We start from the raw sequence: 17,862 nt of genomic DNA on the forward strand, positions 1-17,862 counted from the left end.
CGCGGGCCGCCAACGACTTCAGGGAACGGGTTCGACCATGCTCGATTTCGACACGATGCGCTCGCCGCGACGACGATGTGCGTTGCTGCTGGCCATCCTCGCCGCCGTCGCACCGCCGGCCGCGCTGGCGCAGGCGCCGGGCGACGACGACGCCACGGACGGGCGACGCGTCGACGTCAACGAATACATCGTGCGCGGCAACACCGTGCTGGACACGCGGGCGATCGAACGCGCGGTGACGCCGTTCCTTGGCCCGGACCGCACGATGAAGGACATCGAGGCCGCGCGCGACGCGCTGCAGGCCGCATACCAGAAGCAGGGTTTCCAGTCGGTCTACGTCGACCTGCCGGCGCAGCAGGTAACCGGCGGCATCGTGTTCCTGCAGGTGAACGAGACGAAAGTCGGCACGCTTCGCGTGGTCGGCGCGCAGCACAACTCGCCCGAGGTCCTGCGCGAGCAGGTGCCCGCGTTGCGCGAGGGCGCCGTACCCGATTTCAACCGCGCGCAGGCACAGCTGACCGAGCTCAATCGCACCGGCAAACGGCAGGTCGTGCCGCTGGTGCGTGAAGGCGAACAGCCCGGCACGATGGACGTGGACCTGAAGGTCGACGACCAGTCGCCGTGGCGCTTCAGCGCCGCGCTCAACAACGACCACAGCGCCGACACCGAGGACCTGCGCGCGACGCTGAGCGTCGGTCACGACAACCTGTGGCAGAAGGGCCACAGCGCGACGCTGACCTTCTTCGGCGCGCCGCAGGACCTGGACCAGGCGAGCGTGTGGTCGGCGTCCTACGTCGCGCCGTTCCGCGGCACGCCGTGGAGCCTGGAAGGCAACGCGTACACCTCCGACAGCAACGTCGTCACCACCGGCGACACCAACGTGCTCGGCAAGGGCCACGCCGTCGGGCTCAAGCTCAACTACACCGTGCCGGACAGCGGCGCGTGGTTCCACGTGTTCTCGTTCGGCGTGGACTTCAAGGATTCCGACGAAGCGCTGACGTTGAACGGGCAGGGCGATTCGGTGCCGCTGGAATACGCGCCGCTGACGCTGTCCTACACCGGCTTCCGCCAGGGCGAGCGCGACCAGTTCGCCGTCAACGCCAGCGCGGTGGTCGGCGTGAGCAGCTTCCTCGGCTACGGCAGCGACTGGAGCGACTTCGACCGCAAGCGCTACCAGGCCAGCCCGGGCTTCCTCGTGCTGAAGGCCGACGCCAACCACACCCACACCTTCGACAACGGCTGGCAGTGGTACGCGCGCCTGGCCGGGCAGACCTCCGATTCGCCGCTGGTGTCGGGCGAGCAGTTCGCCGCCGGCGGCATGTACAGCGTGCGCGGTTACCTGTCGGCGGAGGCCATCGGCGATGCGGGCGTGCTCGGCACGCTGGAATGGCGCACCGCGCCGCTGCCGTGGTGGTCGGGCGTGCTGCGCGACTGGCGCTGGTACGCGTTCGTCGACGCCGCGCGCCTTGGCCTGCGCGAACCGCTGCCCGAACAGGACGACCGCTTCTCGCTGGCCTCGGTCGGCATCGGCAGCAACGTGAAGTTCGGCGAGCACGTGTTCCTGCGCCTGGACTACGCGCTGCCGCTGAAGGAAGGCCCCAACACCGACAACGACGCGCCGAACCTGCACTTCAACCTTGGCGCGAGCTTCTGATGTCCCTCATTCGATACGCCTTCGCGGAGATCCGAAACATGCATCGCTTCCTACTGCTGGCGCTCGTGTGGCTGAGCGCGTTCTCCGGCACGGCGCAGGCCGCCTCGTGGTGGCAGCCCGAATGGGCCTACCGCAAGCCGATCACGCTCGATGCCAGCCCGCAGGGCGGCAACGTCGGCGGCGAGATCGGCCGCGCGCCGGTGCTGGTGCGCCTGCATTCGGGCGCCTTCGGTTTCGATGGCGTCAAGCCGGACGGCTCGGACCTGCGCTTCGTCGCCGCCGACGACAGGACCGTGCTGAACCACCAGATCGAACGCTTCGATCCGCAGTCGGGCATCGCGCTGGTGTGGGTCGACGTGCCGGGGCTGAGCGGCACATCGCCGCCGACCACGATCTGGATGTACTACGGCAATCCGAAGGCGCCGGCATCGGGCAACGGGCAGCTGACCTTCGATCCGGATTACACGCTGGTCTACCACTTCGCCGAGAACGCGACGCCCCCGCGCGACACCACCGCGTACGGCAACCACGCGCAGGCCACGGTCACGTCGCTGGACGGCACGGTCATCGGCAAGGGCGCGCAGTTCAACGGCACCGCGCTGACGCTGCCGGCGACGCCGTCGCTGGCGGTGCAGGCCGGCGGCGCGCAGACGGTGTCGATGTGGGTGCGTCCGGACCGCTTCGCGCCGCGGCAGATCGTGTATGCGCGTCGCGATGGCGCGGGCAGCGTGCTGCTCGGGCTGGACGAAGGCGTTCCGTTCGTCGAGATCGACGGCCAGCGCACCCCGCCCGCGCAGCCGGTGCAGGCGGGGCAGTGGTCGCATCTCGCCTTCGCCGCCGACGCCGGCAACGTCACGCTGTACGTGAACGGCCGCGCCGCCGGCACCCTCGCTGTGACGCTGCCCGCGCTCGACACGCCGGCGAACGTCGGCGCGGATGTCGCCACCGACGCGAGTGCGAACGCGAACACGGCCTTCATCGGCGCCATCGACGAACTGCGCATCTCGCGCCTGGCGCGACCGGCGCCGGCGCTGCTCGCCGACACCGTCGCGCAGGGCGCCGATTCGCGCCTCACCGCGTTCGGCCCCGACGAACAACAGGCCGGCAAGAGCCATTTCGGCTTCATCCTCGATTCGATGCCGGTGGATGCGTGGGTCGTGGTGTCGCTGCTGGGCCTGATGTTCATCGGCTCGTGGCTGATCATGATCGGCAAGGGCCGCTACTTCGGCCGCGTGTCGCGCGCGAACGCGGCCTTCGCCGAACAGTTCCACAAGGTGGCCGGCAAGCCGCTGGGCACGCTGGCCGATCTCGACCGCCAGCGCCTGATCGAGCCCGACATCAAGGAGAACTCCACCTTGTGGCGCCTGTACCAGGTGGCCATCGAGGAAATGCGCCAGCGCCACACGCGCGACGGCCACGGCTACCTGTCGGCGGCGACGATCGGCGCGATCCGCGCGTCGATGGACGGCGCCGCCGTGCGCGAGAACGAGCGCATGGGCAGGCAGATGAACTGGCTGTCGACCACGATCGAAGGCGCGCCGTACGTGGGCCTGTTCGGCACCGTCATCGGCATCATGCTGGTGTTCGCGGTGGCGGCGATGGCCGGCGCGGTGGACATCAACTCGGTCGCGCCGGGCATGGCCGCCGCGCTGCTGTGCACGGCGGCGGGCCTCGGCGTCGCGATCCCCGCGCTGTTCGGCTACAACTGGCTGGCCGCGCGTTCGGAAGCGATCAGCGCCGACATGACGGTGTTCGTCGACGAGTTCGCCGCGCGCCTGGCCGAAGAGCACGACAACCTGGCCGAGCCGCTCCTGGCTTCCGTCGCCGCTTCCGCGCAGCACGCATAAGGGACGGCGACCATGGCCAAGGCCGCATCCTTCGGAAGCAAGAAACGCGTGGGCGGCATCAATATCACGCCGTTCGTCGACGTGCTGCTGGTGGTGCTGGTGATCTTCATCCTGACCAGCAACGCCAGCATTCCCGGCATCCAGGTCAACCTGCCCAAGGCCAGCTCGACGGTCGCGCTGGAGAAGCCGCAGACCAAGGCCATCACCGTCGACAACAACGGCCAGGTGTTCCTCGACGCGTATCCGGTGAGCCTGGCCGAGCTGGAGGAACGGCTGCGCGCGCAGAAGGCGCTGACCCCGGACTTTCCGGTGATCGTGCGCGGCGATGCGCAGGTGCAGTACGCGAAGGTCGTGGAGGTGCTCGACCTGCTGCGTCGCATCGAGCTCAACCAGATCGGCCTGGTCACCGGCAAGGCGCAGGGCTGACCGATGACACGCCCGCCTTCCGGACATCGCCCGGGATTCCTGCGCAGGCACGGCGGCACGCTGGTCGCGATCGCCGCGGTGCTGGCCGCGCTCGCGGCGCTGTTCTGGTACCTGGTGAGCGACACCGCGAGCACGAAGCGGCCCGTCGCCGACGTGCCGATGATCATGCTGCCGCCGCCGCCGCCTCCGCCGCCGGAACCGGAAAAAACGCCGGAGCCCGAGGAGCCGGAGGAAGTCGTCCAGGAGCCCGAGCCGATCGAGCCGCTCAAACCCACCGAGGCGCCGGCGCCGGACACCAGCGACCCGGTGACGATGGACGCCGACGGCCAGGCCGGCAACGACAGCTTCGGCATCCAGGCGGGGCGGGGCGGCGGCATGTCGGGCGTCGGTGCGGCGGGCGGCAACGCGTCGTACGGGCGCTATCTGGGCTACGTGCTGCAACAGGCGATCGCGCGCGACGAGAAGGCGCGACGCCTCGCATTCCGCATGCAGGTCGACATCTGGCTGAGCCCGGCGGGCGAGATCGACCGCGTCGAACTGGTGCGCGGCAGCGGCAACGACGAAGCCGACGACGCCGTGCTGGCGGCGCTGCGCGCGGTCGGCCGCATCGACGAAAAGCCGCCGGGTTCGCTCGAATTCCCGGCGCGCGTGCTGATCCAGGGACGCCGGCCTTCGGGCTGAGCGTCGCCTTCGGGATTGCCCAAACCCTCTTCAAACCCCGCGAGCAACGACCCATGAACCACGCTTCCCTTCATCGCCGACGGTCCTGCAAGGCGCGCCGGCTCGCACTCGCCTCGGCGGTCGCGCTGCTGCTCGCCGCCGGTGCCGCCAATGCGCAGCAGCCGCAGGAAACCACGATGATCAAGCTGATCCGCGGCCTGATGGACAGCGGCGCGCTGAAGCCGGACGTGGGCGAGGCGCTGCTCGCGCAGGCCCGCGCCGAAGCGATGGCGGCCGATGCCGCGCAATCGACGGCACCGCGCGCGACCGCGCAGGCCGCGCAGCCGCAACTGCAGCCGGGCGACGTGCGCGTGCCGTACATCCCCGAAACCGTGCGCGACCAGATCCGCGAGGACGTCAGCAACGACGTGATGGCGCGCGCGCAGGCCGAACGCTGGGCCACGCCGTACGAAGTGCCGGAATGGACGCAGCGGCTCAAGCTGTACGGCGACGTGCGCGTGCGCAACGAGTCGCGCATGTTCGCCGGCGACAACAGCGACATCGAGGTCGACTGGGCCGCGATCAACGAAGGCGACGGCTTCGACGTCAATCCGAACACGAACCTCAGCCTGCCGCCGCTGCGCAACACGCGCCAGGATCGCAGGAACTCCTGGCGCATCCGCGCGCGGCTGGGCGTGCTCGCCGAGATTTCCGAGCAGGCGCAGGCGGGCATCCGCCTGGCGACCGGCAACGACGACAATCCGGTGTCGATGACGACCACGCTCGGCGGCGGCATGGAGAAGAAGGACCTGTGGCTCGACCAGGCCTGGCTTTCGTACCGGTTCGGCACGTGGTTCCAGGCCACCGGCGGCCGTTTCGCCAATCCGTACTGGTCGACCGAAACGCTGTTCTCGAACGATCTTTCCTTCGACGGCCTCGCGTTCGATTACCGCCAGCCGTTCGAAGGCGACTGGACGCTGTTCGCCACGCTGGGGTTGAGCCCGATCGAATATTCCTCCGACAGCTTCCCCAGCAACAGCCAGCAGAAGGAAAAGAGCCACGACAAGTGGCTCAACGGCCTGCAGGTCGGCTCGTCGTGGCGCTTCGCCAGCGACAACGAACTGCGCGGCGCGCTGGGGTATTACGACTTCCGCAACATCAACGGCGCGCTCTCGGAACCGTGCGAGCTCTACGCCGGCGCCGAAGCGTGCAGCACCGACTGGTCGCGCCCCGCGTTCATGCAGAAGGGCAACACGCTGATGCTGCTGCGCGATATCGCGCTGAACCCGCTGGACCCGGCGAACACGCCGATGCCGCAGTACGTCGGGCTTGCGTCCGAATTCGAAGTGCTCGACGTGAACCTGCGCTGGGACACGCGGGTCGCCGGACGCTACGGCCTGCGCCTGGAAGCCGACTACCTGCGCAATCTCGCCTACGACGAGAACAAAATGTGGACGCGTGCCGAAGGCGGCATCGTCAACAACTTCGGCGACGGCGGCACGACCGACCAGGCGAACTTCGAAAGCGGCGATACCGCGTACCAGGTGCAGGCGACGCTGGGCAACTTCGACCTGAAGGCGCCGGGCCAGTGGAACATGCTGCTGGGCTATCGCCGCGTCGAACCAGACGCCGTGCCCGATGCCTTCAACGACAGCGATTTCCACCTTGGCGGCACCAATGCGCGGGGCTACTTCGTCGAAGGCTCGTACGCGTTCGCGCGAAACACCTTCCTGACCGCCCGTTGGTTCGCGGCGAAGGAAGTGTTCGGCCCGCCGCTGTCGATCGACGTGCTGCAGCTGGAAGTCAACGCGGGGTTCTGAGGCGCACCGCGTGCGGCTCGACGACGCTTCGCGGAAACACCGGTACGCATCCGGACAGGAGGTCTTGCATGCATACGACACACCCGGTTTCCAACCCTCGCAGCGGCCTGCACCGCCCCGGGAGGCGAGGGCGACGCAGGACGTTTCGCGGCTGCACGTCGGCCGTTCGAACCCAGGCCGGATGCGTCGTCGCGCACGACGTCCCGCGGGCTTGTGAAACACTGCGAGGTGATGCGTGAGCGAGCCTTTCGTCAACATCCACGATTTCCGCAAGAAGCTCGAGGAGTACCTGCTCTACGCGGAACAGCCCGTGGTGATCACGCGGCGCCAGATGCCGGTGGGCTACTTCATTCCCGCCAAGGTCTGGTACGGACGCGGCAACGCGGAGCAACTGCGGCGCCTCGTCTCGGTGACGCTGGAAGCCGCCGGCTACAGCGAGCAGGACGTGGATGAGTCCATCGAGGAATTCATCCAGGTGAGCGCGGAAAACATCCGCAAGCGGCTCGAACACGACTGAACGCCCGCGCCGCGGTGCGCCTGCGCTGACGGCCGACGGATGCCGATCCCGCAACGCGCACGCCGCGAACTGCGTGCGCGATCACGTCGTGTTGCGGACTTCTCAAGCGTCTGCGCGTTGCAACACGCACGAAACGCGGCGTCGCATCGATCCGGATGCACGCGTGTTGGATTGATGACACCCGCATAAGAAAAGCGACTCGAAACCTTCCCGGAAAGTGCATACAACGCGCGCATCGTGAAGCGGCGTCGAAAGGAGTTTCGGCGCTTCGTTCGCATCACATGTCATCCCAACCTCGTGAGGAGATACATCGTGTATAGCAAGCTCATCGTGCGCTCCCTCGCCGCTGCCGCCGTCATGATGACGGCCGGCTCGGCCATGGCCGTCGACCTGTACGGCGGCGGCGCGACGTTCCCCGCCGTTCCGTACGTCGGCGATTCCTACCTCGATCCGGCGACCGACGCGCGTCTGTCGACCAACGCCGCCAACAGCCTGCTGGCCGCTCCGGCCGGCGTGTATCCGGCCGGTCATCCGTCCGCCGGTGCGGCGGCTTCGTGGGCCGGCCTGGGCGAATCCTCCCCCGGCCTGAACTCGGTGTTCCTGGGCTATTCCAACGCGTCGGGCAACAAGGTGTCGTACTGCCAGACCGGCAGCGGCTTCGGCAAGCAGATGCTCAACAGCAACGGTGCGGGCGGCAGCTGCCTGGACTTCAGCGCGTCGCCGGCGGGCCTCAGCGGCGCGTCGACCACGCCGGACTTCATCGGCACCGATTCGCCGTACAGCACCGGCGACTACAACACCTTCCTCGGCGGCCCGAACGCCGCGGCGAAGCAGGGCATCACCCAGCTTCCGACGATGGTCGGCGCCATCGCCCTGACCTATGACGGCAACGGCACCGCGCTGCTGCCGCTGACCACCGCGCAGGTCTGCCAGATCTACGCCGGCCAGATCACCAACTGGGCGAACATCCCGGGCAGCGGCCTGAGCGGCCCGATCAAGATCGTCTACCGCAGCGACAACAGCGGCACGACGTTCGCCTTCACCAGCTTCCTCGCCAGCAAGTGCGGTGGCGTGGTCGCGGTGACGCCGAACCAGGGCTTCGTCGCCGCCTTCGGTGGCAGCCTGCCGGCTTACGCCGCCACGGCCGCGGTCAGCGGCAACAACAACGTGGTGAACACCGCCAAGGCCGCCGGTGGCCTGGGCCTGGGCTACGCCGACTTCGGCGAAGTCGCCAACCAGGGCTCGAAGTTCGCGCGCGTCGACACCTTCAGCCCGGCCGCCTTCGGCGACACCAACGCCGACGGCGTCACCGACCGCATCTCGCTGGCCGGTACGGACCTGGTGCGCGGCCAGGTGCTGAACGGCGCGACGCTGGCCGCCGTGCCGACGGTGCCGACGGCGATCGCGAACTGCACCTTCGTGGTGCGCCCAACGGCGACGATCTCCAACCGCTACCCGATCGCCGCGGTGACCTACGTGGCGACCTACGCGCGCGGCAATGCGCAGTCGGCGGCGGTGAAGGGCCTGCTCAACGCGTTCCTGGCGCATCCGAACCTGCCGGTCGGCTTCGCCTACATGGACGGCAACGCCACGCACTTCACGCTGATCAACAACGCCGTGAACGGCACCACCAACAACTGCGTGCAGTAATCGCGGACCGGGTTGGTCGAACCCGTTTCGTCGCGGAAAAAAAAATCCCCCGGCCTCGCCGGGGGATTCTTCGTTGGGGCAGGGGCGGCTTCGATCAGTCGCAGAAGCAGGTGGCGTTGGCGACGGTCTTGCCGGCGCCGGCACTGAGCGCCAGCAGCGAGCATTCGTTCTCCACCACGTTGCCCTGGCCGACCTGCGCGCTGGCTTCGGACTGGCACACGCCGGCGCCGACGCCGTGCTTGTTGGCAAGCGTCGTGTCGCAGCTGGCGACGGCGACGTCGTTGCTCTGCGTCCGGCCGGTGGCGCCGGCCGCCACGACCGTGCCCGCCTGGCCCACGCCGGCACCGAAGACTTCCACCTTCGTCGCGCGGCTCGGACACGCGCTCACGGCCGAGCAAAGCGCTTCGTCGCCTTCGCCCTGCACGGTGGCGAACAGCTGCACGACGCCCGGGAAATGCTGCACGGTCTTGCAACTGCCGGCCTGCGCCGCGCTGGGCAGCAGCGCGGAGGAGGCGAGCAGGGCGGCGACCGCGATGGTCCTGATCGTATTGCTGGGCATGACGTCTCTCCTTGGTTGGGTTCGCGCGAACGCGCGCGGCGGAGGAGTGCCGGCATCCCGGCGATGCACGTCCCGGAACGACCGACGTCGGGCACCTGCGGTGCATCCGGTTCGACGCCTGCATCGCGGCATTCCCCGAACGTGTTCTACCGGCGGCGCGTGTCGCGACGGCGAACCGGGGGAAACGTGTTGGTCACAAACCAACGCGATATGTCCAGAATGGCGCCGCCCCAGGTCTCTCATCGCCGCGCTGCTGTGCGCGCTCACCGCATTGGCGATCTTCATCCGCATGGGCAGACCGAAGGGCGCCGCCACGCCGCCGCCGACGCGAGGATGCGCGCGCGAGAGAAGGCGGCCAGCGATGTGCACGACACGCTGCTGCAGCGCGTCAAGGTCTGCTTGTGCCGACAGCGACACCGTGAGCGCGCCGTCGGTTGGAGGCGGGTCGCCATGCTGCCTGGTCGAGGCGTACCGGTCGATTGTTGCCGCGCAGGCAACGCCGGGTATCCGGGCAGGTCCTTTCCGCGTTTCCGGCGCGCTTCCATGATGTGCGCAGGCTTGCGTCGGACAGCACTCATGAAGATCGTCGTGGCGGGTGGAAGCGGGCTGGTCGGAACCCGGCTCATCGAGCGCCTGCGGACGGCAGGTCACGAAGCCGTGTCCGCATCGCGTCGATCGGGCGTCGATACGCTCACCGGCGAGGGACTGGACGACGCGTTGCGCGGCGCGCACACGGTGATCGACGTGACCAATGCGCCGTCGTTCGATCCGCCCGGCGTCGGCGAGTTCTTCGCGCGTTCCACCGCCAACCTGCTGACCGCCGGCGAACGGGCAGGCGTGTCGCACCACATCGCGCTGTCGGTGGTGGGCACGCCGCACCTGCGCAGCAGCGCGTACTTCGAGGCCAAGCAGCGGCAGGAAACGCTGGTGGCCGCCACGCGCGTACCGCACACGCTGGTGCGCGCGACGCAGTTCTACGAGTTCATGGCGAACGTGATCCCGCCCGGCAGCGGCACGGGGCCCGTGCACCTGCCGCCGGCGCGCGTGCAGCCGGCGTCGGCGGACGACGTGGCCGCCGAACTCGCCGCGCTGGTCGACGTGGCGCCGTCGGATGACGTCGTCGAAATCGCCGGTCCGGAAACCCATCGCCTGTGCGAGCTCGTGCAATGGGTGATGTACGCCTACCTCGACGATCGCGCCGTCATCGCCGATCCGCAGGCCGAGTACTACGGCGCGGTGCTCGACGACCGCACGCTGGTGCCCGAAGGCGAAGCGCGCCTGACCACCACGCGTTTCGGCGACTGGCTGCAGGAACGCGTGACGGCCGGGCGCGAGATCCCGCACGTGCACCATCCCGATCCGCTGGTGCGTTCGCGCGCGCGGGCCTGACCGCGCATTCCCCTTGGACAACCGCATGCGCCGACGGCCTCGCCGCCGGCGCACGCGTCGCGTCATCCGCGGATGAACTCGAGCAGGTCGCGGTTGATGACGTCGGCATGGGTCGTGCACATGCCGTGCGGGTAGCCCGGATACACCTTCAGCGTCGCGTTGCGCAGCAGCCTGGCCGACAGGCGTGCGGCTTCGTCGACCGGCACGATCTGGTCGTCGTCGCCGTGCAGCACCAGCGTGGGCACCTCGATGCGCTTGAGATCGTCGGTGAAGTCGGTTTCCGACAACGCCGCGATGCAGTCGTACTGCGGCTTCGCGCCGCCCATCATCGCCTGGCGCCACCAGTTCTGGCGCACGGCTTCCGACAGCGTCGCGCCGTCGCGGTTGTAGCCGTAGAACGGGATCGGGAAGGTCCAGTAGAAGCCGGCGCGATCGGCCGCCAGGTCGCGGCGCAGCCCGTCGAACACGTCCTTCGGAATGCCCGCCGCGTGGGCGGCCGTCTTGACCAGCAGCGGCGGCACCGCGCCGATCAGCACCAGCTTCGCCACGCGGCCCTTGCCGTGGTTGGCCACGTAGCGCGCCGCTTCGCCGCCGCCGGTGGAATGCCCGATGTGGATCGCATCGCGCAGGTCCAGGTGCGCGACGAGCGTGGCGACGTCGGCGGCGTAGGTGTCCATCCCGTTGCCGGTGGCGGTCTGCGTCGAACGGCCGTGGCCGCGTCGATCGTGCGCGATCACGCGATAGCCCTGTTCGAGGAAGAACAGCATCTGCGCGTCCCAGTCGTCGCTGGACAGCGGCCAGCCGTGGTGGAACACGATCGGCTGCCCGGTGCCCCAATCCTTGTAGAAGATCCGGGTGCCATCGGAGGTGGTGATGTGGTTCATGGGAAGGTCTCGCTCAACGGTGGGGGGAAGGTCCGGGGCCGGCGCTTTCGCGCGCGCGACGGGACAGGGGAGAGCACGCCCGCCGCGAGCCTGCGACGCGTGCGGAGGAGGGCGTCTCCGTCGCGGACAGGGGGAGGGGAGCGGGCGTTCGACGACGGGCGAGCTCGTAACGGAAGTGGCGGGCGCGCGCGTCACAGCAGCGACATGCCGCCGTCCACGCGCAGGTTGATGCCGGTGATGAAACTGCTCGCGTCCGACGCGAGGAACAACGCCGCGTCGCCCAGTTCGCCGGGTTCGCCGAGGCGGCCCAGCGGAATCGCTCCGGCCACGTTCTTCTCCAGCAACGCGCGGCTTTCCGCCGACAGGCCGAGCTTGTCGAGGATCGGCGTATCGACCGGGCCGGGACTGAGCACGTTGACGCGGATGCGGCGGCCCTTCAGCTCGATCGCCCAACTGCGCGCGAACGCGAGCAGCGCCGCCTTCGTGCCGGCGTAGACGGCGTGGCCGTCCATGTAGCGATCGCTCGCGATCGATCCGGTCAGGACCACCGACGCGCCCTCGCGCAGGATCGGCGCGATGCGCTGCATCCCGAAGAACACGCCGCGCGTGTTGATCGCGAACTGCTCGTCGAATTCCTGTTCGGTCACCTGCGCCGAATGCGTGATCGTGTTGACGCCGGCGTTGGCCATGTAGATGTCCAGCCCGCCGAAGGCCTGCGTCAGCGCGTGCGCGACCTCCTCGTGGTGCGCGATCCGCGCGACGTCGCCGACCATGCCGATCGCGCCGTTGCCGATGTGCGCCAGCGCCTCGTCGACGACGGCCTTGCGTCGTCCGGTGATCACCACCTGTGCGCCTTCGTCGGCGAAACGCTTCGCGGCCGCCAGGCCGATGCCGCTGCTGCCGCCGGTGACCAGCGCCACCTTGCCCGATAGATCGTCCACGTATGCATTCTCCTGTCGGCGCTCGACGGTGTGCGCCGCGTGGCAGGCACAGTAGGTGGACGCTCCCGCGCGCGGTAGACACGCGCGGGTGTGCACGGCGTTGACCGCGCGGAATCAATGCGCGTTGCGTGGGGTTACCGCAGGTGCGCGACGCGACGCCGCGCGATGCGTTGCAGTTTCGCGGGATTGAGCTGCACGTGGACGCGCTGGATGCGGTCGCCGTCGATGTCGAACGATTGCGCCGATTCCAGGCGTCCACCGACGAAACGCAGCAGGCCTGGCTTTGCGTTGAGCATCGCCAGTTCCAGGCGCAGGTCGTGCTTGTAGCGCAGCGTGGCGGCGAACAGCAGCGCCGCGATGCGGTCGCCGCCGTGCATCGGTTCGGGCACGCTGGTGACGACGCCACCGCCGTCGCCGAGCAGCGTCGCCGATTCGGACATCAGCGCCTTCATGCCTTCCAGGTCGCCGCGCGCGAGGCGGTCGACGAAGCCCTGCAGGATATGGCGATGCGCCTCGCCGGACACCGCGTACACCGGTCGCGGTTCGCGCAGCTGCTTCTTCGCGCGATGGACGATCTGTCGCGTCGCGGCTTCCGACTTGCCCAGCACGTCCGCGATCTGCGGATACCCAGCTTCCAGGACCTCATGCAGCAGGAACGCGGCGCGCGCGTCGGGCGATAGGCGTTCGAGCACGGTGAGGAAGGCGATGGACAGGTCGCCGGCGGCTTCGTGCAACTGCTCGGGCGTGGAAGGCGCGTCGGCGCCGTCGGTGAGCACGGGCTCGGGAAGCCAGATGCCGACGTATTCCTCGCGCGCGCGACGCGCCAGGCGCAGGTGGTCGATCGCGCAACGCATCGTCGCCGAGACCAGCCAGGCCTCGGCGTTGTCCACCTTGCCCACGTCGGTATCGTGCCACCGCAACCAGACGTCCTGCACGACGTCCTCGGCTTCGCTGAGCGAGCCGAGCATGCGGTAGGCCATGCCCAGCATGCGCGGCTGGAGGCGGACGAAGATGGCGGAAGCGTCTTCCATCCGGCGTCGCGACCGAGGCGCTGGATCTTATGTCCCCGGCGGCAGAAGCGCCGGCGTGCCGACGTCCTTCAGCAGGAACACGACGAACCTCGCCGGTTCCGTGCTGCTGGTGTTGCGGCCGACGGTGTGGATGTCGTCCGGGCCTTCGTGGAAGGCCTCGCCGGGCTTGAGCGTCACTTCCTTGCCGCCCTTCACGCCCATCACGATGCTGCCTTCCAGCACGTACACGACGCCGTGCGCATCATGGCGATGCACCGGATCAGCGCCGCCCGGCGGGTATTCGACTTCCAGCACCAGCACCTCCTTGCCCGGGTAATCAGGCAGCGCCCTGGTCATCACCGGCTTCACGATCGGCTCGGGTGCCTTGGCCTGCGGCCCGGCGGCGGACGCGATGCCGGCGGCCACCAGGCCCGCGAGCAGCAACGATGGAACGAATGCCTTGCGCATGACGAACTCCTGTCGGTCGGGTGGGACGCGCCCGATGTGTCGGGCGCGCGGCTCAGCCGAGGTTGGCCTTGTCCAGGCCCCAGGCCTTGTCGAGCGATCCGGGCAGCGACTGGAACGCCACGTTGATGCGGTTCCAGCCGTTGATCGCCATGATCGAATACGTCAGCTCGGTGATTTCCTTCTCCGACAGCTGCGTGCGCACGCGCTCGTAGACGTCGTCCGGAACGCCGTGCGGCGGAAGCTGGGTCAGCACTTCGGTCCACGCCAGCGCCGCGCGCTCGCGCGGCGAGAACAGCGGCGATTCGCGCCACGCGGCCAGATGGTGCAGGCGCAGCGGACGTTCGCCGTGGATGGTCGCCTGCTTGACGTGCATGTCCACGCAGAACGCGCAGCCGTTGATCTGCGAGGCGCGGACCGACACCAGGTCCACGATGGCTTCCTCGATCGCGCCCTTCTTCAACGACATATTGAACTCGACGAACTTCTTGAACAGTTCGGGCGATTGCTGCTGGTAATCCAGGCGCTGCGTCATCTCATGGGTCCTTGTCGTGGGGATATCGGCGATGGCCGCCGTCGCGACGAAGGCTAGGTCGCGTCTGACGGCCGGGGAAGCCATCGGCCGGGACGCACGGTGTTGCGCGTCGCGCACCAATGTCGGCGCGTCACAGGCGCGCCCGCCCAAACGTCTACAGGGGTATGAAAGACGAGAACCCGCCGCCGCCCGGCGCGCCCCTGCCCACGCCGCCGGAGCGCGTGTGGTCGCAGTTCCAGGCGTTCCTGGACGAACTGCCCGGCCCGATGCGGGCCGCGTTCCTGCTGCACGACGTGTTCGGTGTGCCCCATGTGGACATCGCCTTCGTGCTGGGCATCCCGCAGGAGGAGTGCCGCGTCCACGTCGAACGCGCGCGCGAACACGCCCGGGCGCGACGCCTCGATTTCGGAGGGTCATCATGAACGCGCCGGTCGAAACCGCGCCGGCGGTGCGCGACGCGCTGGGCGAGTGCTTCTCGGCGAGCTATCCCGGCGTGGTCGCCTTCATCGCCGTGGCGAACGAAGGCAGCTTCGCGCGTGCCGCCGACCGGCTCGGGATCGGGCGGTCGGCCGTCAGCCGCAGCGTGCAGAAGCTGGAGAAACAGCTCGGCGCGCGGCTGTTCTCGCGCACCACGCGTGCCACCTCGCTCACCAGCGAAGGCCGGTTGTTCTACCAAGCGTGCCGCCCCGGCGTGGAGCGCATCACCCAGGCGCTTGAGGAAATGCGCGACCTGCGCGAAGGGCCGCCGCGCGGGGAGCTTCGCATCGTCGCGGGCCACGCGTTCGGCCGCAAGGTTGTCGCACCGCTGCTCAGCGGCTTCCGCGCCTGCCATCCCGACGTCGCGGTGGAGCTGCTGCTTGACGATGGCGTTCCCGACCTGGCCGCCGACCGCATCGACGTCGCCTTCCGCGAGGGCGCGCTGGAGGACAGCGACGTCATCGCGCGCCAGCTGGTCCCGATGCGGCTGCTGGTCTGCGCGTCGCCCGATTACGTGCGTCGACAGGGCCTGCCGCACGACGTCGACGCGCTCGCCTCGCATGCCTGCATCGCATTGCGCCTGCCCAACGGTCGGCTGCGCGCGTGGGATTTCCGCGTCGATGGCCAATCGCGCAGCCTCGTGCCCGCGTCGGCGCTGATCTTCAGCGACGCCGAGCTGGCCTTGCAGGCGGCGCAGGACGGCCACGGGCTGGTGCAGCTGCCCGAGTACCTGGTGCGCGATGCGCTGCGTTCCGGCGCGCTGGTCGATTGCCTGCGTGGCCGCGCGCCGGGCGATCGCGGCCATTACCTGTGCTACCTGAGCCGGCGCCACCAGCCCAAGCGCATCCGCGCCTTCATCGACTACATAACCACGCACATCCGCGGCCTGGACCTGGACGTCACCGGCCACTGGGCGAAGACCGCGCAGGCGGCGAATGCCGGGGAGCACGCGCACGGCGCGGTTCCCGTCGCGGCGTGATCGCCATTGGTGCGCGCAGGGCAACAACCTGCGTCCGTGCGAAGGGCTACTGCGCCCGCGCCGGCGTTCCTAGCATCGCAGTCCCAGTCCTTCGCCGCGCAACGCCATCGCGAAGGCAGTCCCCCCAGGAGATTCGCACATGAAGATCGTCGTCATCGGTGGTACCGGACTTATCGGCAGCAAGGTCGTCGAACGACTGCGCGCCGCGGGTCATGAAGCGATCGCCGCGGCGCCGGCCACCGGCGTGGACATCCTGAGCGGCGCGGGACTCGACGAGGCGATGGCCGGCACGTCGGTGGTGGTGGACCTCGCCAACTCGCCCGCGTTCGATGCGAAGACCGCGCTGGAGTTCTTCGAAACCGCCGGCCGCAACGTGCTGGGTGCCGAGGCGCGCGCGGGCGTGGGCCACCACGTCGCGTTGTCGGTGGTCGGCACCGAGAAGCTGTCGGCCAGCGGCTACTTCGTCGGCAAGGCGGCGCAGGAAAAGCTGATCCGCGAATCGGGCATCCCGTACACCATCGTGCATTCCACGCAGTTCCTCGAATTCCTGCCCGGCATCATCCAGTCGGGTACCGAAGGCGACACGGTGCGGCTGCCGACCGCGCTCGTGCAGCCGATCGCCGCCGACAACGTGGCCGAAGCGGTCGCGCGCCACGCGCTCGGCGCGCCGGCCAACGCGGTGGTCGACATCGCCGGCCCCGAACGCGACTCCATGGCGGCGTTCGCCCAGCGCTACATGAGCGCGACGGGCGACGGGCGCGCCGTCGTCGGCGACGTGCACGCGCGCTACTTCGGCGTCGAACTGGCTTCCGACGCGCTCGTGCCCGCCGGCGCGGCGTGGCAGGGCGACATCGGCCTGGATCGCTGGCTGGAGGAATCGGCCACCGCGCGGCAGCCCGCGCGCGCCTGACTGCCGACGGACGCGGCCCACGCATCGCGCACGCACGGCGCGATGACGCGGCCGGCGTCGTGCGCATGCATCGCGCCACCGCGCGAGCCGCGTCCGCAATCCCATCCGCCACTGCCGGAGAGCCCCCATGCATACCGGAAAATCCTATCGATTGCCGGAGTTCATCAACTGGACCCGACGTTCGATCTACATACTGCTCGTGTTGTGCACCGTTCCCGTCGTGCTGTACCAGGTGGTGGGATGGCACTGGCTCGCGATTCCGTGGGGCGTGGTGTTCCTGCTCGGCGCCACGGTGGCGCTGTCGTCGGGATTCAAGAACGTGCAGACCTACAACCGGCTGCAGCAGGCGCAGCAGGTGTGGGCGTCGATCGGCAGCAGCAGCCGGATCTGGGGCGCGATGTGCCGCGACCTGGTCGCATCGCCGGAGCAGGGCCGCGTGCTCGCGTACCGGCACCTGGCGTGGCTCACGGCGCTGCGTTACGAGATGCGCCGTGCGATGCCGTGGGAGACGGCCGACAAGTCGTACAACGCCGAATACCGCCGCGACTACGCCATTCCCGAACGCGAGGAACGGCTGGAGCGCGAGCTGCTCAAGTACCTGCCGCCGGGCGAGGTCTCGCAGGTGCTCGCATCGGGCAACCGCGCCTTGCAGGTCATGTCGCTGCAGGGCAGGGCGACCGCATCGCTCCTCGCCGCGGGCGGCCTGACCATGGGCGCCTTCAACGACATGCAGAAGCTGATCCGCGACCTGCAGGTCCTGCAGTGCGGCAGCGAGCAGATCAAGAACTTCCCGTTCCCGCGGCAGTACGCGTTCATCAACTCGCTGTTCGTGTGGATCATGTGCGTGCTGTTGCCGTTCGGCATGATCAGCGAGTTCGAACAGCTCGGCGCCCGGCTCGGAACCGCGGGCGGGATCGACACGGTCTGGCTGGCGGTGCCGCTCAGCCTGCTCATCGGCTGGATGTACCTGGCGCTCAACCAGGTGGTGGAAGCCAGCGAGAATCCGTTCGAGGGCGGCGCGAACGACGTCCCGATCTCGCGCATCTGCCAGGACATCGAGTTCGACCTGCGCGAGATGCTCGGGGAAGCCGACGTGCCTTCGCCGGCGCGCCAGGCGAGCGACATCGCGCTTTGACCTT

At 69.0% G+C, this 17,862-nt stretch carries 18 protein-coding genes; 12 read left to right on the forward strand and 6 right to left on the reverse strand.

The annotated features are described in order from the left end of the window. Positions 1-37 precede the first annotated feature (37 nt). The 7 genes from I4U41_RS07340 to I4U41_RS07370 all read left to right on the forward strand — a co-directional run bounded on the left by I4U41_RS07340 (position 38) and on the right by I4U41_RS07370 (position 8,574). Positions 38-1,654 carry a ShlB/FhaC/HecB family hemolysin secretion/activation protein gene (locus I4U41_RS07340; RefSeq protein WP_206860502.1) on the forward strand — a complete coding sequence of 539 codons (1,617 nt, stop codon included), beginning with the start codon at positions 38-40 and terminating at the stop codon, positions 1,652-1,654. 38 nt (positions 1,655-1,692) lie between these two features. Then, positions 1,693-3,501, forward strand: coding sequence for a DUF2341 domain-containing protein (locus tag I4U41_RS07345; RefSeq protein WP_206860503.1), 1,809 nt, complete (start codon positions 1,693-1,695; stop codon positions 3,499-3,501). 12 nt (positions 3,502-3,513) lie between these two features. Then, positions 3,514-3,927 carry an ExbD/TolR family protein gene (locus I4U41_RS07350; protein ID WP_206860504.1) on the forward strand — a complete coding sequence of 138 codons (414 nt, stop codon included), beginning with the start codon at positions 3,514-3,516 and terminating at the stop codon, positions 3,925-3,927. Positions 3,928-3,930: 3 nt separating this feature from the next. Continuing rightward, positions 3,931-4,608 carry a TonB family protein gene (locus tag I4U41_RS07355; protein WP_206860505.1) on the forward strand — a complete coding sequence of 226 codons (678 nt, stop codon included), beginning with the start codon at positions 3,931-3,933 and terminating at the stop codon, positions 4,606-4,608. 53 nt (positions 4,609-4,661) lie between these two features. Next, positions 4,662-6,407 (forward strand): putative porin, encoded by a 1,746-nt coding sequence (locus I4U41_RS07360; RefSeq protein WP_206860506.1) that lies wholly within the window; start codon positions 4,662-4,664, stop codon positions 6,405-6,407. Positions 6,408-6,642: 235 nt separating this feature from the next. Next, a complete protein-coding gene (locus I4U41_RS07365) occupies positions 6,643-6,924 on the forward strand; it encodes a type II toxin-antitoxin system Phd/YefM family antitoxin (protein WP_206860507.1) in 282 nt (93 codons plus the stop codon). A gap of 312 nt (positions 6,925-7,236) precedes the next feature. After that, a complete protein-coding gene (locus tag I4U41_RS07370) occupies positions 7,237-8,574 on the forward strand; it encodes a PstS family phosphate ABC transporter substrate-binding protein (protein WP_206860508.1) in 1,338 nt (445 codons plus the stop codon). 94 nt (positions 8,575-8,668) lie between these two features. Here I4U41_RS07370 and I4U41_RS07375 read toward each other — a convergent pair whose 3' ends face one another. Continuing rightward, on the reverse strand, positions 8,669-9,133 hold the full coding sequence (locus tag I4U41_RS07375) for a hypothetical protein (RefSeq protein WP_206860509.1): 465 nt from the start codon (positions 9,131-9,133) through the stop codon (positions 8,669-8,671). A 576-nt stretch (positions 9,134-9,709) separates the two neighbouring features. On the opposite strand from I4U41_RS07375, the gene I4U41_RS07380 reads away from it, so the two are divergent. Further along, positions 9,710-10,522, forward strand: a complete 813-nt coding sequence (locus I4U41_RS07380) for an SDR family oxidoreductase (protein WP_206860510.1) — start codon at positions 9,710-9,712, stop codon at positions 10,520-10,522. A gap of 62 nt (positions 10,523-10,584) precedes the next feature. On the opposite strand, the gene I4U41_RS07385 is transcribed toward I4U41_RS07380, so the two are convergent. The 5 genes from I4U41_RS07385 to I4U41_RS07405 all read right to left on the reverse strand — a co-directional run bounded on the left by I4U41_RS07385 (position 10,585) and on the right by I4U41_RS07405 (position 14,357). After that, the gene (locus I4U41_RS07385; RefSeq protein WP_206860511.1) at positions 10,585-11,406 is read right to left on the reverse strand and encodes an alpha/beta fold hydrolase; all 822 of its coding nucleotides are present in this window, start codon (positions 11,404-11,406) and stop codon (positions 10,585-10,587) included. A 191-nt stretch (positions 11,407-11,597) separates the two neighbouring features. Further along, positions 11,598-12,347, reverse strand: coding sequence for a glucose 1-dehydrogenase (locus tag I4U41_RS07390; RefSeq protein ID WP_206860512.1), 750 nt, complete (start codon positions 12,345-12,347; stop codon positions 11,598-11,600). Between the two features lie 134 nt (positions 12,348-12,481). Continuing rightward, positions 12,482-13,378 (reverse strand): sigma-70 family RNA polymerase sigma factor, encoded by an 897-nt coding sequence (locus tag I4U41_RS07395; RefSeq protein WP_206860513.1) that lies wholly within the window; start codon positions 13,376-13,378, stop codon positions 12,482-12,484. Between the two features lie 27 nt (positions 13,379-13,405). Further along, positions 13,406-13,825, reverse strand: a complete 420-nt coding sequence (locus tag I4U41_RS07400; RefSeq protein WP_206860514.1) for a cupin domain-containing protein — start codon at positions 13,823-13,825, stop codon at positions 13,406-13,408. Positions 13,826-13,877: 52 nt separating this feature from the next. Beyond that, the gene (locus I4U41_RS07405) at positions 13,878-14,357 is read right to left on the reverse strand and encodes a carboxymuconolactone decarboxylase family protein (RefSeq protein ID WP_206860515.1); all 480 of its coding nucleotides are present in this window, start codon (positions 14,355-14,357) and stop codon (positions 13,878-13,880) included. Between the two features lie 164 nt (positions 14,358-14,521). Here I4U41_RS07405 and I4U41_RS07410 point away from each other — a divergent pair, with 164 nt between their 5' ends. From I4U41_RS07410 to I4U41_RS07425, 4 genes are all read left to right on the forward strand, one after another. Beyond that, entirely contained in the window at positions 14,522-14,779 is a 258-nt protein-coding gene (locus tag I4U41_RS07410; protein WP_206860516.1) for a sigma factor-like helix-turn-helix DNA-binding protein, read from the forward strand. Then, positions 14,776-15,813, forward strand: a complete 1,038-nt coding sequence (locus I4U41_RS07415; RefSeq protein ID WP_206860517.1) for a LysR family transcriptional regulator — start codon at positions 14,776-14,778, stop codon at positions 15,811-15,813. Before I4U41_RS07410 ends, I4U41_RS07415 begins: the two co-directional genes overlap by 4 nt. A gap of 139 nt (positions 15,814-15,952) precedes the next feature. Next, on the forward strand, positions 15,953-16,723 hold the full coding sequence (locus tag I4U41_RS07420; protein WP_206860518.1) for an SDR family oxidoreductase: 771 nt from the start codon (positions 15,953-15,955) through the stop codon (positions 16,721-16,723). Between the two features lie 127 nt (positions 16,724-16,850). Beyond that, complete coding sequence (locus I4U41_RS07425; RefSeq protein WP_206860519.1) at positions 16,851-17,858, forward strand: bestrophin family protein; 1,008 nt, start codon at positions 16,851-16,853, stop codon at positions 17,856-17,858. The last annotated feature ends 4 nt before the right edge of the window (positions 17,859-17,862 follow it).

Source organism: Lysobacter changpingensis, assembly GCF_017308985.1.
Classification (GTDB): domain Bacteria; phylum Pseudomonadota; class Gammaproteobacteria; order Xanthomonadales; family Xanthomonadaceae; genus Lysobacter_J; species Lysobacter_J changpingensis.

Bases quoted from the DNA above. Each gene is read 5' to 3' on its own strand.
- I4U41_RS07340 (WP_206860502.1), top strand. From the start codon at position 38: ATGCTCGATTTCGACACGATGCGCTCGCCGCGACGACGATGTGCGTTG.
- I4U41_RS07345 (WP_206860503.1), top strand. From the start codon at position 1,693: ATGCATCGCTTCCTACTGCTGGCGCTCGTGTGGCTGAGCGCGTTCTCC.
- I4U41_RS07350 (WP_206860504.1), top strand. From the start codon at position 3,514: ATGGCCAAGGCCGCATCCTTCGGAAGCAAGAAACGCGTGGGCGGCATC.
- I4U41_RS07355 (WP_206860505.1), top strand. From the start codon at position 3,931: ATGACACGCCCGCCTTCCGGACATCGCCCGGGATTCCTGCGCAGGCAC.
- I4U41_RS07360 (WP_206860506.1), top strand. From the start codon at position 4,662: ATGAACCACGCTTCCCTTCATCGCCGACGGTCCTGCAAGGCGCGCCGG.
- I4U41_RS07375 (WP_206860509.1), bottom strand. From the start codon at position 9,133: ATGCCCAGCAATACGATCAGGACCATCGCGGTCGCCGCCCTGCTCGCC.
- I4U41_RS07380 (WP_206860510.1), top strand. From the start codon at position 9,710: ATGAAGATCGTCGTGGCGGGTGGAAGCGGGCTGGTCGGAACCCGGCTC.
- I4U41_RS07385 (WP_206860511.1), bottom strand. From the start codon at position 11,406: ATGAACCACATCACCACCTCCGATGGCACCCGGATCTTCTACAAGGAT.
- I4U41_RS07395 (WP_206860513.1), bottom strand. From the start codon at position 13,378: ATGGAAGACGCTTCCGCCATCTTCGTCCGCCTCCAGCCGCGCATGCTG.
- I4U41_RS07400 (WP_206860514.1), bottom strand. From the start codon at position 13,825: ATGCGCAAGGCATTCGTTCCATCGTTGCTGCTCGCGGGCCTGGTGGCC.
- I4U41_RS07405 (WP_206860515.1), bottom strand. From the start codon at position 14,357: ATGACGCAGCGCCTGGATTACCAGCAGCAATCGCCCGAACTGTTCAAG.
- I4U41_RS07410 (WP_206860516.1), top strand. From the start codon at position 14,522: ATGAAAGACGAGAACCCGCCGCCGCCCGGCGCGCCCCTGCCCACGCCG.
- I4U41_RS07415 (WP_206860517.1), top strand. From the start codon at position 14,776: ATGAACGCGCCGGTCGAAACCGCGCCGGCGGTGCGCGACGCGCTGGGC.
- I4U41_RS07420 (WP_206860518.1), top strand. From the start codon at position 15,953: ATGAAGATCGTCGTCATCGGTGGTACCGGACTTATCGGCAGCAAGGTC.
- I4U41_RS07425 (WP_206860519.1), top strand. From the start codon at position 16,851: ATGCATACCGGAAAATCCTATCGATTGCCGGAGTTCATCAACTGGACC.